At 60.5% G+C, this 16298-nt stretch carries 18 protein-coding genes; 3 read left to right on the forward strand and 15 right to left on the reverse strand.

Going from position 1 to position 16298, the window contains the following annotated elements; genetic code table 11:
- Window positions 1-135: 135 nt before the first annotated feature.
- The 3 genes from M653_RS0130205 to M653_RS01000000134015 form a co-directional block, all read right to left on the reverse strand.
- Window positions 136-384: a hypothetical protein gene (locus M653_RS0130205; protein ID WP_027146650.1), complete on the reverse strand. Its 249-nt coding sequence runs from the start codon at window positions 382-384 to the stop codon at window positions 136-138.
- A gap of 10 nt (window positions 385-394) precedes the next feature.
- Entirely contained in the window at window positions 395-1105 is a 711-nt protein-coding gene (locus M653_RS0130210) for a Crp/Fnr family transcriptional regulator (RefSeq protein WP_245262405.1), read from the reverse strand.
- A 258-nt stretch (window positions 1106-1363) separates the two neighbouring features.
- The gene (locus M653_RS01000000134015) at window positions 1364-1639 is read right to left on the reverse strand and encodes a hypothetical protein (protein WP_051442882.1); all 276 of its coding nucleotides are present in this window, start codon (window positions 1637-1639) and stop codon (window positions 1364-1366) included.
- 680 nt (window positions 1640-2319) lie between these two features.
- Here M653_RS01000000134015 and M653_RS0130220 point away from each other — a divergent pair.
- Window positions 2320-2697: a hypothetical protein gene (locus M653_RS0130220; protein ID WP_156938325.1), complete on the forward strand. Its 378-nt coding sequence runs from the start codon at window positions 2320-2322 to the stop codon at window positions 2695-2697.
- Window positions 2698-3494: 797 nt separating this feature from the next.
- Here M653_RS0130220 and M653_RS0130230 read toward each other — a convergent pair.
- The 7 genes from M653_RS0130230 to M653_RS0130260 all read right to left on the reverse strand — a co-directional run bounded on the left by M653_RS0130230 (window position 3495) and on the right by M653_RS0130260 (window position 9615).
- Window positions 3495-4307, reverse strand: coding sequence for a 3-methyl-2-oxobutanoate hydroxymethyltransferase (locus M653_RS0130230; RefSeq protein ID WP_027146653.1), 813 nt, complete (start codon window positions 4305-4307; stop codon window positions 3495-3497).
- A gap of 9 nt (window positions 4308-4316) precedes the next feature.
- Window positions 4317-5099 (reverse strand): hydroxypyruvate isomerase family protein, encoded by a 783-nt coding sequence (locus M653_RS0130235; RefSeq protein ID WP_027146654.1) that lies wholly within the window; start codon window positions 5097-5099, stop codon window positions 4317-4319.
- A gap of 1 nt (window position 5100) precedes the next feature.
- Window positions 5101-5412 carry a MocE family 2Fe-2S type ferredoxin gene (locus tag M653_RS0130240; protein ID WP_027146655.1) on the reverse strand — a complete coding sequence of 104 codons (312 nt, stop codon included), beginning with the start codon at window positions 5410-5412 and terminating at the stop codon, window positions 5101-5103.
- A gap of 109 nt (window positions 5413-5521) precedes the next feature.
- A complete protein-coding gene (locus tag M653_RS0130245; protein ID WP_027146656.1) occupies window positions 5522-6346 on the reverse strand; it encodes an ATP-binding cassette domain-containing protein in 825 nt (274 codons plus the stop codon).
- Complete coding sequence (locus M653_RS0130250; RefSeq protein ID WP_027146657.1) at window positions 6343-7347, reverse strand: ABC transporter permease; 1005 nt, start codon at window positions 7345-7347, stop codon at window positions 6343-6345. Before M653_RS0130250 ends, M653_RS0130245 begins: the two co-directional genes overlap by 4 nt.
- Before the next feature lie 171 nt (window positions 7348-7518).
- Window positions 7519-8499 carry a sugar ABC transporter substrate-binding protein gene (locus M653_RS0130255; protein WP_027146658.1) on the reverse strand — a complete coding sequence of 327 codons (981 nt, stop codon included), beginning with the start codon at window positions 8497-8499 and terminating at the stop codon, window positions 7519-7521.
- Window positions 8500-8595: 96 nt separating this feature from the next.
- Entirely contained in the window at window positions 8596-9615 is a 1020-nt protein-coding gene (locus M653_RS0130260) for a sterol desaturase family protein (protein WP_027146659.1), read from the reverse strand.
- Between the two features lie 288 nt (window positions 9616-9903).
- Here M653_RS0130260 and M653_RS0130265 point away from each other — a divergent pair, with 288 nt between their 5' ends.
- The gene (locus M653_RS0130265) at window positions 9904-10941 is read left to right on the forward strand and encodes a LacI family DNA-binding transcriptional regulator (protein ID WP_027146660.1); all 1038 of its coding nucleotides are present in this window, start codon (window positions 9904-9906) and stop codon (window positions 10939-10941) included.
- A 1306-nt stretch (window positions 10942-12247) separates the two neighbouring features.
- On the opposite strand, the gene M653_RS0130275 is transcribed toward M653_RS0130265, so the two are convergent.
- From M653_RS0130275 to M653_RS0130290, 4 genes are all read right to left on the reverse strand, one after another.
- The gene (locus M653_RS0130275) at window positions 12248-13015 is read right to left on the reverse strand and encodes an SDR family oxidoreductase (RefSeq protein WP_027146661.1); all 768 of its coding nucleotides are present in this window, start codon (window positions 13013-13015) and stop codon (window positions 12248-12250) included.
- A gap of 106 nt (window positions 13016-13121) precedes the next feature.
- Window positions 13122-13496, reverse strand: a complete 375-nt coding sequence (locus M653_RS0130280; RefSeq protein ID WP_027146662.1) for a DUF2255 family protein — start codon at window positions 13494-13496, stop codon at window positions 13122-13124.
- A 16-nt stretch (window positions 13497-13512) separates the two neighbouring features.
- Window positions 13513-13743 carry a tautomerase family protein gene (locus M653_RS0130285; RefSeq protein ID WP_027146663.1) on the reverse strand — a complete coding sequence of 77 codons (231 nt, stop codon included), beginning with the start codon at window positions 13741-13743 and terminating at the stop codon, window positions 13513-13515.
- 65 nt (window positions 13744-13808) lie between these two features.
- Window positions 13809-14825 (reverse strand): zinc-dependent alcohol dehydrogenase family protein, encoded by a 1017-nt coding sequence (locus tag M653_RS0130290; RefSeq protein WP_027146664.1) that lies wholly within the window; start codon window positions 14823-14825, stop codon window positions 13809-13811.
- 175 nt (window positions 14826-15000) lie between these two features.
- On the opposite strand from M653_RS0130290, the gene M653_RS0130295 reads away from it, so the two are divergent.
- Entirely contained in the window at window positions 15001-15921 is a 921-nt protein-coding gene (locus tag M653_RS0130295) for a LysR family transcriptional regulator (RefSeq protein WP_245262406.1), read from the forward strand.
- An 83-nt stretch (window positions 15922-16004) separates the two neighbouring features.
- On the opposite strand, the gene M653_RS0130300 is transcribed toward M653_RS0130295, so the two are convergent.
- Window positions 16005-16298: IS5 family transposase (locus M653_RS0130300; protein WP_027146666.1), on the reverse strand; the 294-nt coding region annotated here is incomplete at its 5' end.

Raw genomic sequence — 16298 nt, forward strand, 5'->3', positions numbered from 1 at the left:
GTACCGGCGAGACCGCATGCGACCTCATTGTGCCGCGAACCTTCTCTCGCAGTCTCCATGATTGGATTACGGACCACCAGGCCAGTACAGAAAACTCCTTGAATCATGCCGGCGGTAACACCCGGATCGGTTAGATCATCCGTCCTCGGCTGCATTTGGCTGCATTTGAAGGGAAAGGCTCAGCCTCGCCAGTTTTTTGCCCTTCTCATCCCGGACCTGAATGAACAATTGCTGGCCGTCGAGATCCTTCAGGGATTCTCTGGCCAAGTCGATCAGGCCTTCCATGGCCTCACGACGTGCTGCCACGATCCCATCGCATTCGATGCCTACCTCATCTTTGATGACCGCATTGCTGTCGCCGGTGTCAAAGAAATATCTCGCCATCGAGCCCGCCTCACAACGTTCTCGCGTTCTTTTGGTGCAGGTAGGTGGTGTCGAAATCTCCTGCCCGAATGAGCCCGGCCCAATCAACGGCGTGAAATCGCGAGCTCTCGGTGGATATCAATCCGTTGCGTCGAAGTTCCTGCAGCGTGCGGTTCACGTGCACGGTGGATAAACCCAACGCATCGGCAAGTTCTGCCTGCGTGATCGGAAGCTCCGCCACATGATCCTTGATGAGTTCCATGGAGCGAAGCCGGACGATGAGTTCGCACAGGATGTGCGCCATCCGAGCATAGGCGTCGCGCCTTCCAACGTTGGTGACCCACTCTCGATAGATCGCTGCGTCGATCAGAGTCGAGCGCCAAAACACCGTCGCTACGGAAGGATGTTGGTCGCAAATGGCTCGCAAGGCATCGTGCCGCATGATGCCCACGCTGACGCGCGTGAGAGGTGAGAACGTGCAATCCAAAACCGAAAGATGCAATCCATGGAGATCGGGAATGTCTCCCGGAACAAAGAATGAAGAGACCTGCCGCTTGCCCTCGCCCGTAAGCTTGGTGGACCCCACCACACCGTCCAAGACCACAAATGAATGGGTGGGACGATCACCCTCGCGCGCAATGTCCTGATCGACCTGATAGTCCCGTATCTGGAATTGGATGCTCTCCAAAACGGCGATGTCTGACTTCGTGAGATCAGAAATGTTCTGGAGCTTGCGGACCAAAATGTTCGGGGAAGGGACATGTGCCAAATTTGGTGACCAGATTGAGTGTTACCTGCCGAACTTCAATAGGGCGCTAATGTTCCCGGCACCGTTCGGCGAGCGCGCCTGCTACACGGCGTGAGAAGTTCGCAAAGCCAACGGCTGCGGTTCCGGCGCCCTTTGTCTGACCTTCTACGGCTTTCGCCTCTCGCCCCAGTTAGGACCGCCAAAGTGAGTTGATTTTCATAAAAGCGACCATCGCAAGCGGGTGGATAGCACCTAGATGTGGCTGTCCGGCGAGGATCGCGAAGCAAACGACGAACGTTGCGCCTCAACATTGAAAACAATGCTCGCTCGAAACACCAAGTCGCCGCCCTCATCTCGCACGACAATCGCCATTCTGTGATGGTCGCCATCCGGAAGAGCGTCGTTAGTCATCTCTGCCAAGGCTTTGATTGCTTCATATTTGACCGCGTCGAGGTCGGGGCATTCTGTTCCCTCATCGTCAGGGAAGATTGCCCCGTTATCATCTAGATCGAAGTAATAGAGTGCCATCGTAACCGAACCAAAAGGATTGGCGTTTGTTCCTCGCTCTGGTTCCTGAATGACTCAATCCCCAAGGTGGGCCAACGCGCTCGTGCCCAGTAAACTCGTAAACGAGGCTGCTGCGGATCACGCGCTCAAGAGGTGGTTGCCGCCCGCCTCAGACGACATCGAATGGCTGGCGAGCGACACATGGTCTTCATCTGCGGCGTCGCTGGCGCCTGTGTGGCTGCTGGCTGCTTTGCATTGGAGGCGGTTACGGGGGATCATATCGCGCGGTCCGTCGCATGCATGACGATGGCCCATCTCGTGGCTGAATAACTCAGAATTGTGATGCTCTGCCGCTCTAAGACCGGACGGAGGTATTTCGGGCCAATTGCTATTCCTGTGCGAATCGCCTCCTCTTGTCTGAGGACCAATCGCAACGCAGTTTGCTGAATCCATGGTTCCCTTTCTTGAAGGCGACCGGCGTTTCCCCCGCCCCCCAACCGGCGTCGGTCGCCCCACTCTCCGGCAGGTGCCACTGTAGCTAAGATTTCGAACTCGCTGCTCCTAGTCCCGAGCAGAAGGTGACGGAGTGTTAATTGCCATTAACGCAGGTTAATGCGCCGAATGGGCGACGCGTTAGAAGGTAGCGCTGGTGCCTCCTACGCGACTCTTTGGCTATAGGTCGGACCCAGAGGAAGAAGCCAATGAGACATAGTCGCCCCGTGATCTCCGCCTTTGATTTTGATGTGATCAAAAACGCGCTCAAAGCCATGATCGTCGAGAGCGGCATCCCTGAATCCGAATGGGACAAGCAAGCGCGCAACCTCGTAAGAATCTTCTCCGGCACCGGGGCAGACGAGACAATGATCCGAGTTCTGCTTGAGACCTGCCGGACCTGCACAGGCAATGAGTCCGAAGGAGAGTATCCCGCCACGCGCGCTCGCGGCGATCCCATTGAAAGGACACGGCGCAATCTTCAGCGTTCAAGAGAACTGCTTGCCAGAGGCCGTCATCATTTGTGGAAAAGGGAAGCCGAGCGCGCGGGTCCAGATGGCCTGAGATGCGACAGGCTTTCCGATTAGATCATGGGGTATCTTGCAACAGCCTCACGCTTTAAGTCGGCCGATCAGCTTTGGCGTCGGCGATGAGCTTATGGATGAACTTGTCAGGTGAGGTGATGTCCGACTCTAGCCAGGCCCACACAGGGGAAACAACCCGGCACAAAATGCATTTGGAGGCGGAATGCAGTTGCGGCAACGTCGGCTACTGCAGGTCGATTGACCTAATGATGGTCTATAGCGGCGGCGGCGTCCCACGGTTGAAGAGGTTCAACCCCAGCCGCCACAAGCCAAGTTTAAGGACACCTGACGGGAGTGCTGAGGCCACGACCGTTTCGCACGCGTTCAGTAGCCGCACGCAAGCTGGCCCTGTTGGTCGGAATGCCGGGATGGACTCCCGGGCGTCGAATCCGGAGCCCATGACGGGCCCAAACGTTTTGGGCCGACCGCAATTTTCGGCAACAAAATCAAAGGTCATCGTGGGCCCGGAGGACGCTTGGAAAACGAACACAATCAACAAGTTAGAATCCGGTGGGACCATCCGGCATTCAAATCTGTTCCAATGCTTTTCAATCTTTTTGTCCCATCCAAGAGATTGCTACGCCCAGTCGACCAAATGCACCTCGCTCAAAGGTGTCCCGATGGCTGGCAAGAAGCTTCTACTGTGCTGCCTGAAGGTGATGATAACGCCAGGGACGGGCATCTACGCCGAGCTGCTGATTTCGTGAATGGGGCTGAAAACAGATCGTCCGCTTTTGTGGCCGTAGCGGAGATAGCTGACCTTCAAGAGAATCTCGCGGCCTGTTGAGTATCTTGGCTTCCTAAAGCCTGAGAGCGGTCCTGAAGGTGGAGAACTCGTCATCAGTGATCTGAACCACGTGCTGTGGCTCGGGATAGGCGCCGGTCTGGACGTCGGCGATGAATTCGCGATAGGCGGCGATGCGCTCGTGCTGCAGCCGCTCATATTCGGCGGCGAAGTTGCGGTAGGTCTTTGCATGGCGCGGCTTGTGGCCTGATGTGTGGCCGAGCACGTCCTCGCTGAACAGATACTGCGCATCGGCATGCGGTCCGGCGCCCATCCCAAGCATGATCATCGGCGTATTCCCAGTAATCAGTTCGGCAACGCGGTCAGGCACCACTTCCAGCTCGGCGCCGAAGCAGCCGATGGCTTCCAGCCGCTTGACGTGGTCCCACACCGCACGCGCGCTCTCGGCCGTCCTGCCGACAGCCTTGAAACCGCCGGTCCAGGTGCATTGCGAGGGGATCAGGCCAACATGGGCAACGACAGGCACGGCGTTGTCGCAGAGCGTCTTCTGGATATCGAGCGAGGCGGCACAGTAGAAGCAGTCGCCGCCGATGCGCATGAAGTGGTAGGCGGTTTTCAGATAGTCCTCCGCCGTGACCAGATTGCCGGCGGGGCCATAGGGAAGCCCGACCTGCACGAAGCAGCGGCCAGCCGCCTCGCGCATCTCGGGCGAGAAGAAACGGCTCTCGATCGACAGCATGTCGACGCCGGCCGCATCCGCCGCCGCCGCCTCTTCGAGCGAGGTGACGTAGAGCATGGAAATCTTTTGGCCGCGACTTTTCATGGCGCGGATATCGGCGACGGTTGGGCGAGTGCTCTTGGCGACCATTTTCGTTCCTTAGACGGTGAAAGCTTCGCGGAAGGCCAGCAGTGCTGCCTCGGGGTCGCCGGAGGCGAACGCCTCCATGCCCACCGGCCCGCGATAGCCCATGTCCTTCAGCGCACGGGCGATGCCCCGGTAATTGATCTCGCCGCTGCCGGGCTCCATGCGTCCGGGCACATCGGCCACCTGGATCTCGCCGATCCATGGCAGGCAGGCGCGGCACAGTTCGATCAGGTTCCCTTCGCCGATCTGCGCATGGTAGAGGTCGAGGTTGAGGCGCAGGCCCGGCCGGTTGACGCTCGATACCAGCGCAAGCGTGTCTTCGGCGCGTGCAAACGGCACGCCGGGATGGTCGACCGGAAGGTTCAAATTCTCCAGCGTGAAGGTCACGCCTTCAACCTCGGCGAGGTCAGCGATGCGGTTCAGCGTGTCGCGCGCCTTGAGCCACATCGCGCCGGTGACGGTCTCGCAGGGCGTGACCGGCAGGCCGCCTTCGCCCAGCCCGGTGCCGTGCAGGTTGAGCCGCGCGACGCCAAGGCGCTTGCCGACCGCCGCGGTCTCCTTCGCCGTCTTCAACAGTTCGGCAGCACCTTCGTCATCGACCAGCCGGCCGCGCAAATAACCGTTCATGATCGAGAAGGTCGCGCCGGATCTTTCCAGCATTGCGAGATCGTGCTCGGGCCAGTTCCAGAGGCCGACCTGAAAACCCATTTCGGTGAGGCGCTTGACGCGCCATTTCATCGGCCGGTCGCGCCAGAGCATCTCGGCGCAAGCCGCAAGCGTAAAGGTATCGGACATGTCAGACCTCGATGTACACGCGGCCGTCCTCGACCTTCGTGGTGTAGGTTTTCAGGTTCACGCAGACCGGTGCGCGCAACGCTTCGCCGGTCCGGTAGTCGAACACGCCGTTGTGCTTCGGGCATTCGATCCTGTGTTCCATAACCAACCCGTCGCTGAGATGCACCTTCTCATGCGTGCACAGCCCGTCGGTGCAGAAGAACTCATCGTCGGGGCTGCGGTAGATGGCGAATGTCCGGCCCTCGTGATCGAAGCGGATGACGTCCTCTTCATCGATGTCATCGGTCGCGCACGCTTTGATCCATTTTGCCATTGTCACTCTGCCGTCTGTTCTTTGGTTGGTTGAAAAAGGCGGCCGGCGGACCACGCATTCCGCCGGCCGTACAGGAAGATGCCCGGGAGGAGATGGGCGTCTTCACTGGTCACGCATGGCTCGCGCCCCGCGGCGCATGGCCGTTGTCAGCCGCCGAGAAACTCTCGATCTCGGCTTCGAGCTCGGCCATCTGCTCGCCGCCCGCCATCAGGTCGGTAATGGCCTCGCGGCTTTTCTCACCCTTGCGGAAGTCGGCGGCCTTGGAACCTCTGATGAGGACGGCGAAGTGGTCGCCCACGGTCAGCGCGTGGACGACATTGTGGGTGATGAAGATGACCGCGATGCCCTTGCGGCGCGCTTGCAGGACGATGCGCAGGACATGCGCCGCCTCCTTGACACCGAGTGCCGCGGTCGGCTCGTCGAGGATCAGCACGCTGGCGCCGAAATGCACGGCGCGCGCGATCGCCAGCGCCTGACGCTCACCACCGGATAGTCCGCCGACGAGGCGATCACCGTCGTCTATGCGGGTGATGCCGAGCTGGCGCATCTCGGTGACGGCGATCTCGTTGGCCCGCTTGCGGTCGTAGATGGTGAGCGGTCCCCAGCGCCGCGTCGGCTCGGCGCCGACGAAGAAGGAACGGCCGATGCTCATCAGCGGGAACGTCCCGCCGAACTGGTGGACGGTCGCGATGCCATGGTCGCTGGCGTCGCGCGGGCTGTCGAAGGCGACGGATTTGCCATCCATGTCCATTGTGCCCGATGTCGGTTTGTGGACACCGGAGAGGATCTTGATCAGCGTCGACTTGCCGGCGCCATTGTCGCCGAGCAGGCACAACACCTCGCCTCTGTTGACCTCCAGCGAAATGTCGTGGAGCACGTCGATCGGACCGAACGACTTGTTGATCCCGGTCAGCCTGAGCAGGGGCGTGGTCATGAGCGAACCCTCGATTTGGTGCGCGGCGCATAGGTCAGCGCCATGGTGCGGAAGGTGTTGTTCATCAGCACGGCCGCCAGCAGCAGGACGCCGATGATCAGGCTAGCCCAGTTGGCGTCGAAGCCGGTGTAGAAAATGCCCTGGTTGACGATGGAGAAGGTCAGCGTGCCCAGCACGATGCCGACCACCGATCCGTAGCCGCCTGTCAGCAGCACGCCGCCGATGACCACCGCGATGATCGAGTTGAAGATGAAGGACTGGCCGGCGGCCACCTGGGCACTGTTGTAGAGGATGGCCTGCGACATGCCGACGAAGGAGGCGCACAGGCCGCTGCTCATGAACAGCGCGATGGTCACCCGGTCGGTCGGGATGCCGGCATTGCGGGCGCTCACCGCGTCACCGCCCATGGCCAGGATCCAGTTGCCGAAGCGCGAGAAGTTCAGGATGAAGCCGACGATGAGGATGGCCGCTATCCACCAGAACAGCGTCACCTCGAACTTGCCGCCGAGATAATCGCCGAACAGCAGCTTGGCGGTGGAGCCACTCTTCAGCGCGACGCTGGTGCTGCCGGACAGGATGACCGAGAGGCCGAGTGTCAGGCCAGCCAACGCGAACAGCGTTGCAAGGGTGACGACAAAGGACGGCACCTTGGTGCGGATGACCAGGACGCCGTTGATGAAGCCGACGGCCAGGCCAAGGCCGAGCGACGCGAGAATGCCGACGATGATCGGCAGATCATAGTGGCCCGAGATGATGGCGACGGTCATCGAGCTGGCGGGGATCATCGAGCCGACGGAGAGATCGAGATGCCCGGCGATCATCAGCAACCCGATGGGAAGCGCGATGATGCCGAGTTCCGAGGCGACGTTGAGCCAACTCGCGGCGCCGCCGGCCGACAGGAAATTGGCGCCGCCGAAGATTGAGAAGAAGATCAGGACTGCGATCATGCCGATCAGCGAGCCGACTTCCGGGCGACGCACGAGGCTGCCGACGGAGGGCATCGAAGAGCGCGGAACGAACGGCGCAGCCGTCGCCACGGAAGGTTGGTGATGGGCTTGGGATGTCATCGAAGTGTCCCTGGCTTGAATAATAGGGAGCCTGGCGCGACCTTTCGGCGGCGGCGCGGGGCTGATGATGTCCGGCCCACGGAGGGGCCGGACACTCCGAGCGAGCTATCGGGCGCCGGCCGCCGCACCACCCATCGTCGCGCCGACGTTGGCGGCATCGACGATCCCCGGTCCGGTCAGCACCGGCTTCGTGGGCAGGTCGAGCCCATAGTTGACGAAGCCGTTGAGCAGCGACACCGCGAGATAGCCCTGCAGGTAAGGCTGCTGGTCGATCGAGAACATCTGCGTGCCGTCCTTGATACGCTGCAGGCCGGTTTCGTCCATGTCGAAGGAAGCGAGCTTGACCTTGTCGCCAAGATTGGCCTGGCTGATGGCGTTGGCCGCACTGTTGGCGTCGCCGGCGCTGATGGTGATAAGGCCGTCGAGGGTGTTGTCTTTCAGCACAGCGGCCTTGATCGCCTCGGCGACCGCGGTCGGGTTGCCGAAGCTGGATGAAGGCAGCGGCAGCTGGGTGGATTTGCCGCCGCTCTTGGCGATGGCGTCAGCTATGCCCTTGCAGCGGTCTTCCGTGTTGGTGGAGCCTGGCAAGGTGTTGACGCATAATACATTCTTGGCGCCGTGGCTGCCGAAATAGGTGCCCCCGCCGAGACCGGCCACGTATTCTTCGTTGCCGACATAGTTCATGGCGCCGAGCCGCTTGGCTGCGTCCATGCCGCCGGAATTGTAGATGATGAGCGGCACACCGGCGGCGACGACTTCCTTGAAGGCGTCATCCATGGCCTCGGGCACCCAGTCCGGCCCGACGATGGCGCTCGGCTTCTGGCTGAGCGCGGTGCGGATCAGCTTGGCGGCGTCCGGGCCGAGATTGTCGTAGTTCTGCGGGCCGAGCCAGGTCACCGAGCCGCCGGTCAGTTCGGCGACCTTGCCGGCGTCGTCCGCACCCTTCTTGACCTTCGACCAGAACGGGTCGTCCGCCTTGCCGCCGATGACGAAGATCTTCGCGCCATCGGCCATGGCTGCCGTGGCCGATGTCGCCGCCACGCCCGCAAGCATGATCGCCGTCAACAGTTTCGTGATCGTTTTCATTTCATTTCCTCCCGGTTGCCGTCGTCAGACGGGTTTAGAAAAAATCGAATTCATCCGCAGGCGCGCACCTCTCCCGTTGCGCGTTGCGTCGCTTGATCAATGGTTCGCCGCGGCCTTGGCGTTCATACGTTCCTTCTTTTTCTGGAAGCGGGCGTCCATCATGGCGTCGCCTTGCTTGGTGCCGTCGTGCAAGGTACCGAACCATCGATCGAGCGGGATCAGACCGTCGCCGCCGTAGTTCACCTCAAAATATTTGTGATGCAGGTAGTGTGCGTAAGCGTGGCTCTCGACCGCTGTGTCCTCGGTCACCTCCAGCTTATCAAAGCCGAGATGGCCATTGACGGCGCCGAAGCCGGCTACATGCAGCTGGAATAGCGCGACGATCGGATTGGAAGGGATGACCAAATGCCAGAAGGCGACCGCGTGATAGAGGAACCCCTCCACCGGATGCATCGACAGCGACGACCACGGCGACGGGTTGATCGAATTGTGGTGGACCGAATGGATCCAGCGATAGAGCGGCCCCCAGTGGATCAGGCGGTGGATGAAGAAGAAATGCACCTCGTGGATGGCCGGCGCGACCAGCACCAGGGCAGCGAGGTAGACCGGGTGATCAGACCAGCCGATCCACGGCACGTAACCATTGGCAAAGCACCAGAGGAAAACGACTTCGACCACGGTCCACAACGGGATGGTGATGAAGAACGAGCGCAGGAAGTTGTCGATGTTCTGGCTCTGGAACCAGAACACGTCTGAGGGCGCGTCGCTTGGGAATTTGTGGTTGTACTTGAACCGCGTCGCCTGGGTTCGCTTGATGTAATAGCGCAGCTCGAAGATGCCGTAGAAGACGAGGATCGCCGCCGCGTTGACGGCGTAGAGCCACAGCGCCCAGCCCCAGCCGATGGTCTTCATCGTCTCGACGCTCGGGACGATATAGAACCAGTAGAGCAGCGCGGTCGCCATGTGGAACGCATTCCACGGCCAGATATAGCCGGGCAGCCACGCCAGAATCTTCGGCAGCCTCGGTGGCCAGTTCCACAACGGCGCTCCCTCGATGCATCCGTTCGGCTTCCAGTCGCCGCGCTTGTCGCGCACGCCGTATTTGAGATCGTCCATGCAATCCTCCACCCGCAATGCCGCACCTGCAGCGCCTTGGGACGGGCCGCACCCGCACGCCGCCTCACTCCGCCAGAGGGCGGGGGGCAAAAACCCGTCTGCGCTGTGCTGCTGCTATCCTTTGGGCTGGCGGTGCATCCGCCTTGCTTGCTTTTGACGAGATAAACATCTTGATCCAAAATGAATCAAGAATAGAATGTTTGTTCCAAACTGATTGTGTCATTCATATCAATCTGGCATGATAAATTGATATCTTCGTATCAATTTTCCACAGGCGGATGAGACGAAATGGATCAGAACAAGCGACCGACGATCAGGGATGTGGCCGCCGAGGCGAATGTTTCGGTGGCCACCGTCAACCGGGTGCTGAGCGGCACCGGCGCCGTCCGCCAAGGCACGCGCGAGCGCGTCAGGCTGGCGGCCGAGCAGATCGGCTTCTACGGCACGGGCGCGCTGCGCAGCCGCATAGCGGCCGCAAGGCCGCACTACCGCTTTGGCTTCCTGCTGCACCAGCCCGGCCGCGCCTTCTACCGCAACGTCGCCGAGGCGCTGCGCGCGGTGGCGCCGACCATGCCCGACTGCGAGATTGAGCTGCGAATCGAGTTTCTTGACGACCTGTCGCCGCAGAATGTCGGAGCGCGCCTGCTGGCGCTCGGCGCCGAATGCGACGCCGTCGGCGTCGTCGCCGCCGTCCATCCGCTTGTCACCCAGGCGGTCGATGCGCTGCAGGCTCGCAACGTGCCGGTGTTTGCGCTGATCTCGCAGATATCGGCGACGGGTCAGGTTCATTACATCGGGCTGGACGGCTGGAAGGTCGGCCGCACCGCGGCCTGGGTGTTCGAGCATGTCTGCAAAGCGCCCGGCAAGCTCGGCATCCTTGTCGGCAATCACCGCTATCGCTGCCAGGAAATGAACGAGAGCGGCTTCCGCTCCTATTTCCGCGAGCACGCCCCCGATTTCACGCTGCTTGAGCCGCTGCTGACCTTCGAATCGAGCGCCATCGCGCAGGAGATGACCGAAAAGCTGCTGAACGAAAATCCGGATCTGTCCGGCCTCTATGTCGCCGGTGGCGGCATCACCGGCACTATCGCGGCCCTGCGCTCCACCGGCCGCGCCGGCAGCATCGTCGTCGTCGGCTACGAGTTGATGGCGTCGACCCGTCCGGCGCTGCTCGACGGCACGCTGACCTTCATCATCTCACACCCGCTCGCCCGTATCGCGCTCGAAGCGCTGACCGGTATGGTCCGCGCCGTTGCCGCCCCGAACGATGGTGGTAATTTGACCGCCATCTTGCCGTTCGAGGTATACACGCGGGAGAATATTTAGAGCAAAGATTACAGCACAGCGTTAGGAGCGTCATATGAAAGTTCCGACAAAGCTCCAACATGATCTTGCGCCCTTTGGAAAACGCTGAGCTATCCTCATCGGGGGCGAGATGGGCACGACATTTCTGGCATCGACGCATAGCTTTCCACGGACGTCCGCTCTTGGACAAAGTCCAACACGCCGGAAAACGGCCGACTTCAGGCGCAAAGCCGTCGTTCAACAGGCGCAGCACGAACGACGGCCATAAATAACGGTTCGGCGGAAGCCTCTTCCAAGTCAGGATAACGCAGTTCCAATGACCATTGGGACACGGTTGCTGTTTTCACACCAGCTCACTCACAGCCGCGGCCTATCGATGTAGCGCTCCTAACCATCCCGATCGCACGCCGTTACCGCCTTTCGCAGCCCCTATCGTCCAGTGGTCTTTTCAGCCTTGAAACAACTGCGCTATGAATGGCTGTGCGCAACCCGATCGACGAACCGGAGCAAGGGTAAAAGATAGAGCCAGCCATAGATTGTCCCGCGCATGGATCATGTTCATGCCAGAACAATCGAACTGAGTCCTGCGCAGAACAAAGCGAATTGTCCCACTTCAGAGCGAAGTTGGCCATAACTGATTGATATTAAAAGGTTATGGTGGGCCCGGAGGGTGTGAGTTTTCAAAGGGAAATCAATGGTTTAGCGGATGGTTAGCCAACCCATATCCTTCGTATGATCTCGTATGGTCTGGCGAACCGAAGGACCGGCAGGAGGACTAATATTCAAGTGAGAAGTATCTTCTACCCACGGTTCCAGCGCGGCTGCTTTGGGCCGGAAGTGCAAGGTCCGCTTTCGGTATGATCGGGCTGAAAGCCGACGTTCGGAGCCGGCACAGCGAGGGCGACTTTGCGCCACTAGGGGAGATTCACGGATGGGGTGCCGGACGGACCCGCGTCAACATCGGCTTCGCAGTCACGTTCGAGGGGAACGGGCACAGAGCTTCATAACTCCTGCCGAGCATCGCGGTCACTAGGCGGGCCCAACGGCGGAGACTTCATTCTAAAGGCGCTTTAGCCGGCGGTGGTCTTGCCTTCATTCCCGAGCATGTCGCTCGACCCCACTTGAATGCAGGCCAGTTGACGCAAAAGCTTGACGAGTGGTGCCCAACCTATCCAGGTCAGCACCTCTACTATCCTACTATCGACAGCAATCTCCGGCATTCGCTCTAATGGTGGACGCCCTCAGGTATCGCGGGTCTCAATGAGGGGTTTGGGCAAAAGGCGGACGATCACCACGTTCTGCTTCGAGCCCAGGGCGGACCAACAGGTCAATGCGCCGTGAAGCCACCATCCACCGGCAACGCGACTCCGATGACGAAGCTCGATGCGGGACTGCATAGCCAAAGCACAGCTGCCGCAACCTCTTCGGCGCGGCCGAGCCGGCCGATCGGCTGCTCCTTCATGATTCCAGCCATCGCGTCGGTCTGCCCGTCCAGCATTTCCTGCACCATCGGCGTGTCGATAACGCCTGGGCAGACCGCGTTGATACGGATGCCGCGGGGGGCGTATTCGACTCCAGCGCTTCGGGTCATCCCGATAACAGCATGCTTGGTGCCGTGATAGGCGGCGCGTAGGGGTAGACCGACCAAGCCGCCAAGCGAAGAGCAGTTGACAATCGCACCGGAGCCTTGGCTGCGCATAACCCGCAGTTCGTGCTTCATGCAGGCCCACACACCGCGTTGGTTGACGGCGGTGACGCGCTCGAAGTTGTCGAGCGGCTCATCGGCGGCATCGGATGGAGGCACCTGAATGCCAGCGTTGTTGAAGGCCATGTCGAGCCGGCCATACTCGGCGACAACATGATCGACAACCGTTGCGACCTGCGCCTCGACGGCGACATCGCAAGTCACGCCAATCGCGGTGCCGCCTGCTGCAACGATCCGCTGTGCTTCGCGATGAGCAAGCTCACCATCGAGATCGGCCAGCACGACCGATGCGCCGTTCTCGGCAAACAGCCGTGCAGTAGCAAGGCCCATGCCCTTGGCCGCACCTGTCACGAACGCGACCTGACCCTTGAAGTCGTACGCTGGATTCACGTTTCAGTACTCCATGCTCGCGTCAGCGACCTGACGTTTTCTACCGAAGGCCGGGAAGGCAGTAGCTGCGCGGTAGTCAAAATCGTTTCTTTGGCCCTGAGCGTTTTCAGCTGACGGGGATGATCTTGATCGTGGCGGCCCTGGCCGATGGGCCGATCATGTGTGTGAGGTAGGGGCTGCGTGTGTATTTGGTCCGATAGGCATCATCGATCTGCAAACCGATCGGCCCGTCGACTGGCGCAAAGGCGACGTTGAGCGTCCTGCCAGCGATCGTGATCTGCCCCGCCTTCTGATCAACGGCGGACCGATGCCAACGAGAAGCGGTCCCGTTATAGGCGCGCGCATAGACGCCGCCGTCGACGACTACGGACCAGATCCAAGTGGGCGTACCGCAAGTGACCCCATCATCACGAAGGGGTGCGATATGAAGATCGTCGGCGTTTGCGATCCGAACCAGGTCGTCAGAGTTCCATTGCGACATGAGTGGTGTCCCTGAACTACAGCGTGCCGTAACCAGGCTTTTTGTAGAGACGGGCCAAATTCCCGGCGATGTGGGGGACGAACACCTTCTCCGGCCAGTCGGCTGGATCGACATCGTCGATCGCTATGGAGACGACTTTGGTCTCGCATGCGAGTACGGCTACAACGGTGTCCGAGATAGCCTGAGCGAGTTCCGCCTTTTTGCTCTCGTCTCTGCCTGAACCAAGCTTGACTATGATGTGTGGCATGACTGCCTCCGTCTGTGGCCACGTGCTAGTTGCGCGATGGCCCTGCTGTGTGGGATCGATCGAACTCAGGGACGCAGCAGCGTCTTAATTGCGGAACGGCTGTCCATGGCCCTGTAACCTTCCGCAACCTGGCTCAGGGGCAGGGTCTGATCGAAAACCTTGCCGGGGTTGGCCTTGCCGTTCCACACCAGGTCGATCAGCGTGGGCAGGTACTGGCGCACGGGGGCCGGCCCCCCATGTAGGTGCACATGTTCGAAGAACAGCGCGGCGCCATCCAGCGACACGCCGTGCGGCACGCCGACATAGCCGATCTTGCCGCCGGGGCGAGCCGACTTGATGGCTTGCCACATCGAGGTTTCCGAACCCACGCATTCAAGAACGGCATCGGCGCCGATGCCGCTGGTCATTTCGAGGATCCGTTCAACACCCTCGTCACCCCGTTCGGCGACGATGTCAGTGGCGCCGTAATCCCGCGCCATCTCTTGGCGAGCGGTGTGGCTCGACATCGCGATGATCCGTTCCGCACCAAAGTGCCTGGCTGACAAAACCGCCATTTGCCCGACCGCGCCATCGCCGACGACGACGACGGTAGAGCCAGGCTTTACGCCGGCAGCATCGGCGGCGAACCAACCCGTGCCGAAGACGTCGGAGGTCGCGAGCAGGCTCGGGATCATGTCCTCGGTCGGCAATTCGGGCGTAGCGACCAAAGTGCCGTCCGCGAGCGGTACGCGCAGATATGGAGCCTGCGCCCCACCCACGAATTCTCGCTGCTGACAGGACGACTGGTAGCCATGATTGCAGTGCGGGCAGGTGTTGTCGGAGGCAAAGAACGAGCCGATGACGAACTGACCCTTTTTGATTGAGGAAACGGTGCTGCCGACATCTTCGACGATACCGCAATACTCGTGGCCCATGGCCTGCGGTGAAGCTTCGCCGTCAAGACCACGATAGGGCCATAGGTCGGAACCGCAAACGCAGCTTGCTGCCATGCGGATGATCGCATCAGTCGGTTTGAGTATCTTCGGTTCGGGGACCTCTTCGAAACGGATGTCGCCGGGGCCGTAAAGGACTGTGCCTTGCACGTTGTGCTCCTCCAAGTTGTGAGGCCGTGTTCAGCGGCCGTTTTCAGTGCTGTGTCGACACGACCACTTCGGGGCCAACCGGCACGGCCACATCGGGTGAGTGACAACTAGCTCATTCGAATGATCCGGATTAGTGCCCTGGCGTGCAATGAGCTGATGAACAGAACTCAACACCATGCTATTCGGGGCCATGCAGCTAAGCCGGACGGATATCGCTGATTTTCTCTACTTCCTGGCGATCGCGAGGCATCGCAACTTTCGTCGCGCCGGGCTGGAGATGGGCGTCACGGCCTCGGCCTTGAGCCATGCCATCACGGCACTGGAGGCGCGACGCGGCGTCCGATTGTTGAACAGAACGACACGGAGTGTCAGCCTCACCGCCGCAGGCGAGGAACTCAGGGCCTCGATCGAGGGCCCCTTGGCAGCCATTGGCGAAGCAGCGGACAACCTGAACAGGTTCCGTGATTCACCATCCGGCCGCGTGAGAATTAATGTCCTCGAAGACGCTGTGCCACTGCTCCTGGACCCGGTGATGCCGGCGTTCGTCGAACACTACCCCGAGGTCGAGCTAGAAATCAGCGTCAGCAACCGCATGATTGACGTAACAGGGGGCGGCTACGATGCGGGCATCCGATACGGAGGCACGGTGCCAGAGGACATGATTGCCCAACGCCTTTCGCCAGACATTCGCTGGATCGCAGCCGCTTCCCCTCGCTACCTCGAGCGCTATGGTGCCCCCCTGAATCCGCACGATTTAGTGGATCATCGTTGTGTCCGGATACGGTTGGGGAACGACGAGCTTTACGATTGGGAATTTGAGCGCGGCGGAGAGAAGGTCGCGATCGCGACACCTGGTCCGCTGATCGTCGATGCAAGTCATTCCTCCGTGGGTTTGGGGCTCAGCGGTGTCGGCATCATCTACGGCTCAGAGCCGGCACTTCGCCCGCATCTAGAGGCGGGCGCGCTGAGGGTGGTGCTCAGTGATTGGGCGGCAATAAGCGGCGGGTTTCATGCTTACTACTCTGGCCGTCGACAGGTCCCGACCGCGTTGCGCTTACTCATCGATCTCATTCAGAAGATGCGCCCTCTGGGCTGATCGCGCCGAGCTTCGCTTCTGCATTAATCTCGAGCTACAGACGTCCAATGGCCGCTTTGGGCTAGGGCGTAGTGACGATTTAACTACCTGAGCCAGATAGCGATAGCGGCAAGTTTGACAAAGCCCATGAAGTTGGCNAGCAACTTGTCGTATCGTGTTGCGACGCGGCGGAACTGTTTNAGTTTGTTGAAGAAACGCTCGATGATGTTGCGCTCNTTGTAGAGATCAGCGTCGTAGGGACGCTGATGTTTTCGATTGCGCTTGGGCGGGATGACGACGTCGGCGCCTATTTCTGCGATCTTTTCAAGCAAATGGTCGGCGTCATAGCCCTTGTCGGCGATCGCTGCGCCGGTCTCGAAGCCGTCGACGAGATCATG

The organism is Mesorhizobium sp. WSM3626 (assembly GCF_000513935.1).
GTDB classification, from domain to species: Bacteria; Pseudomonadota; Alphaproteobacteria; order Rhizobiales; family Rhizobiaceae; genus Mesorhizobium; species Mesorhizobium salmacidum.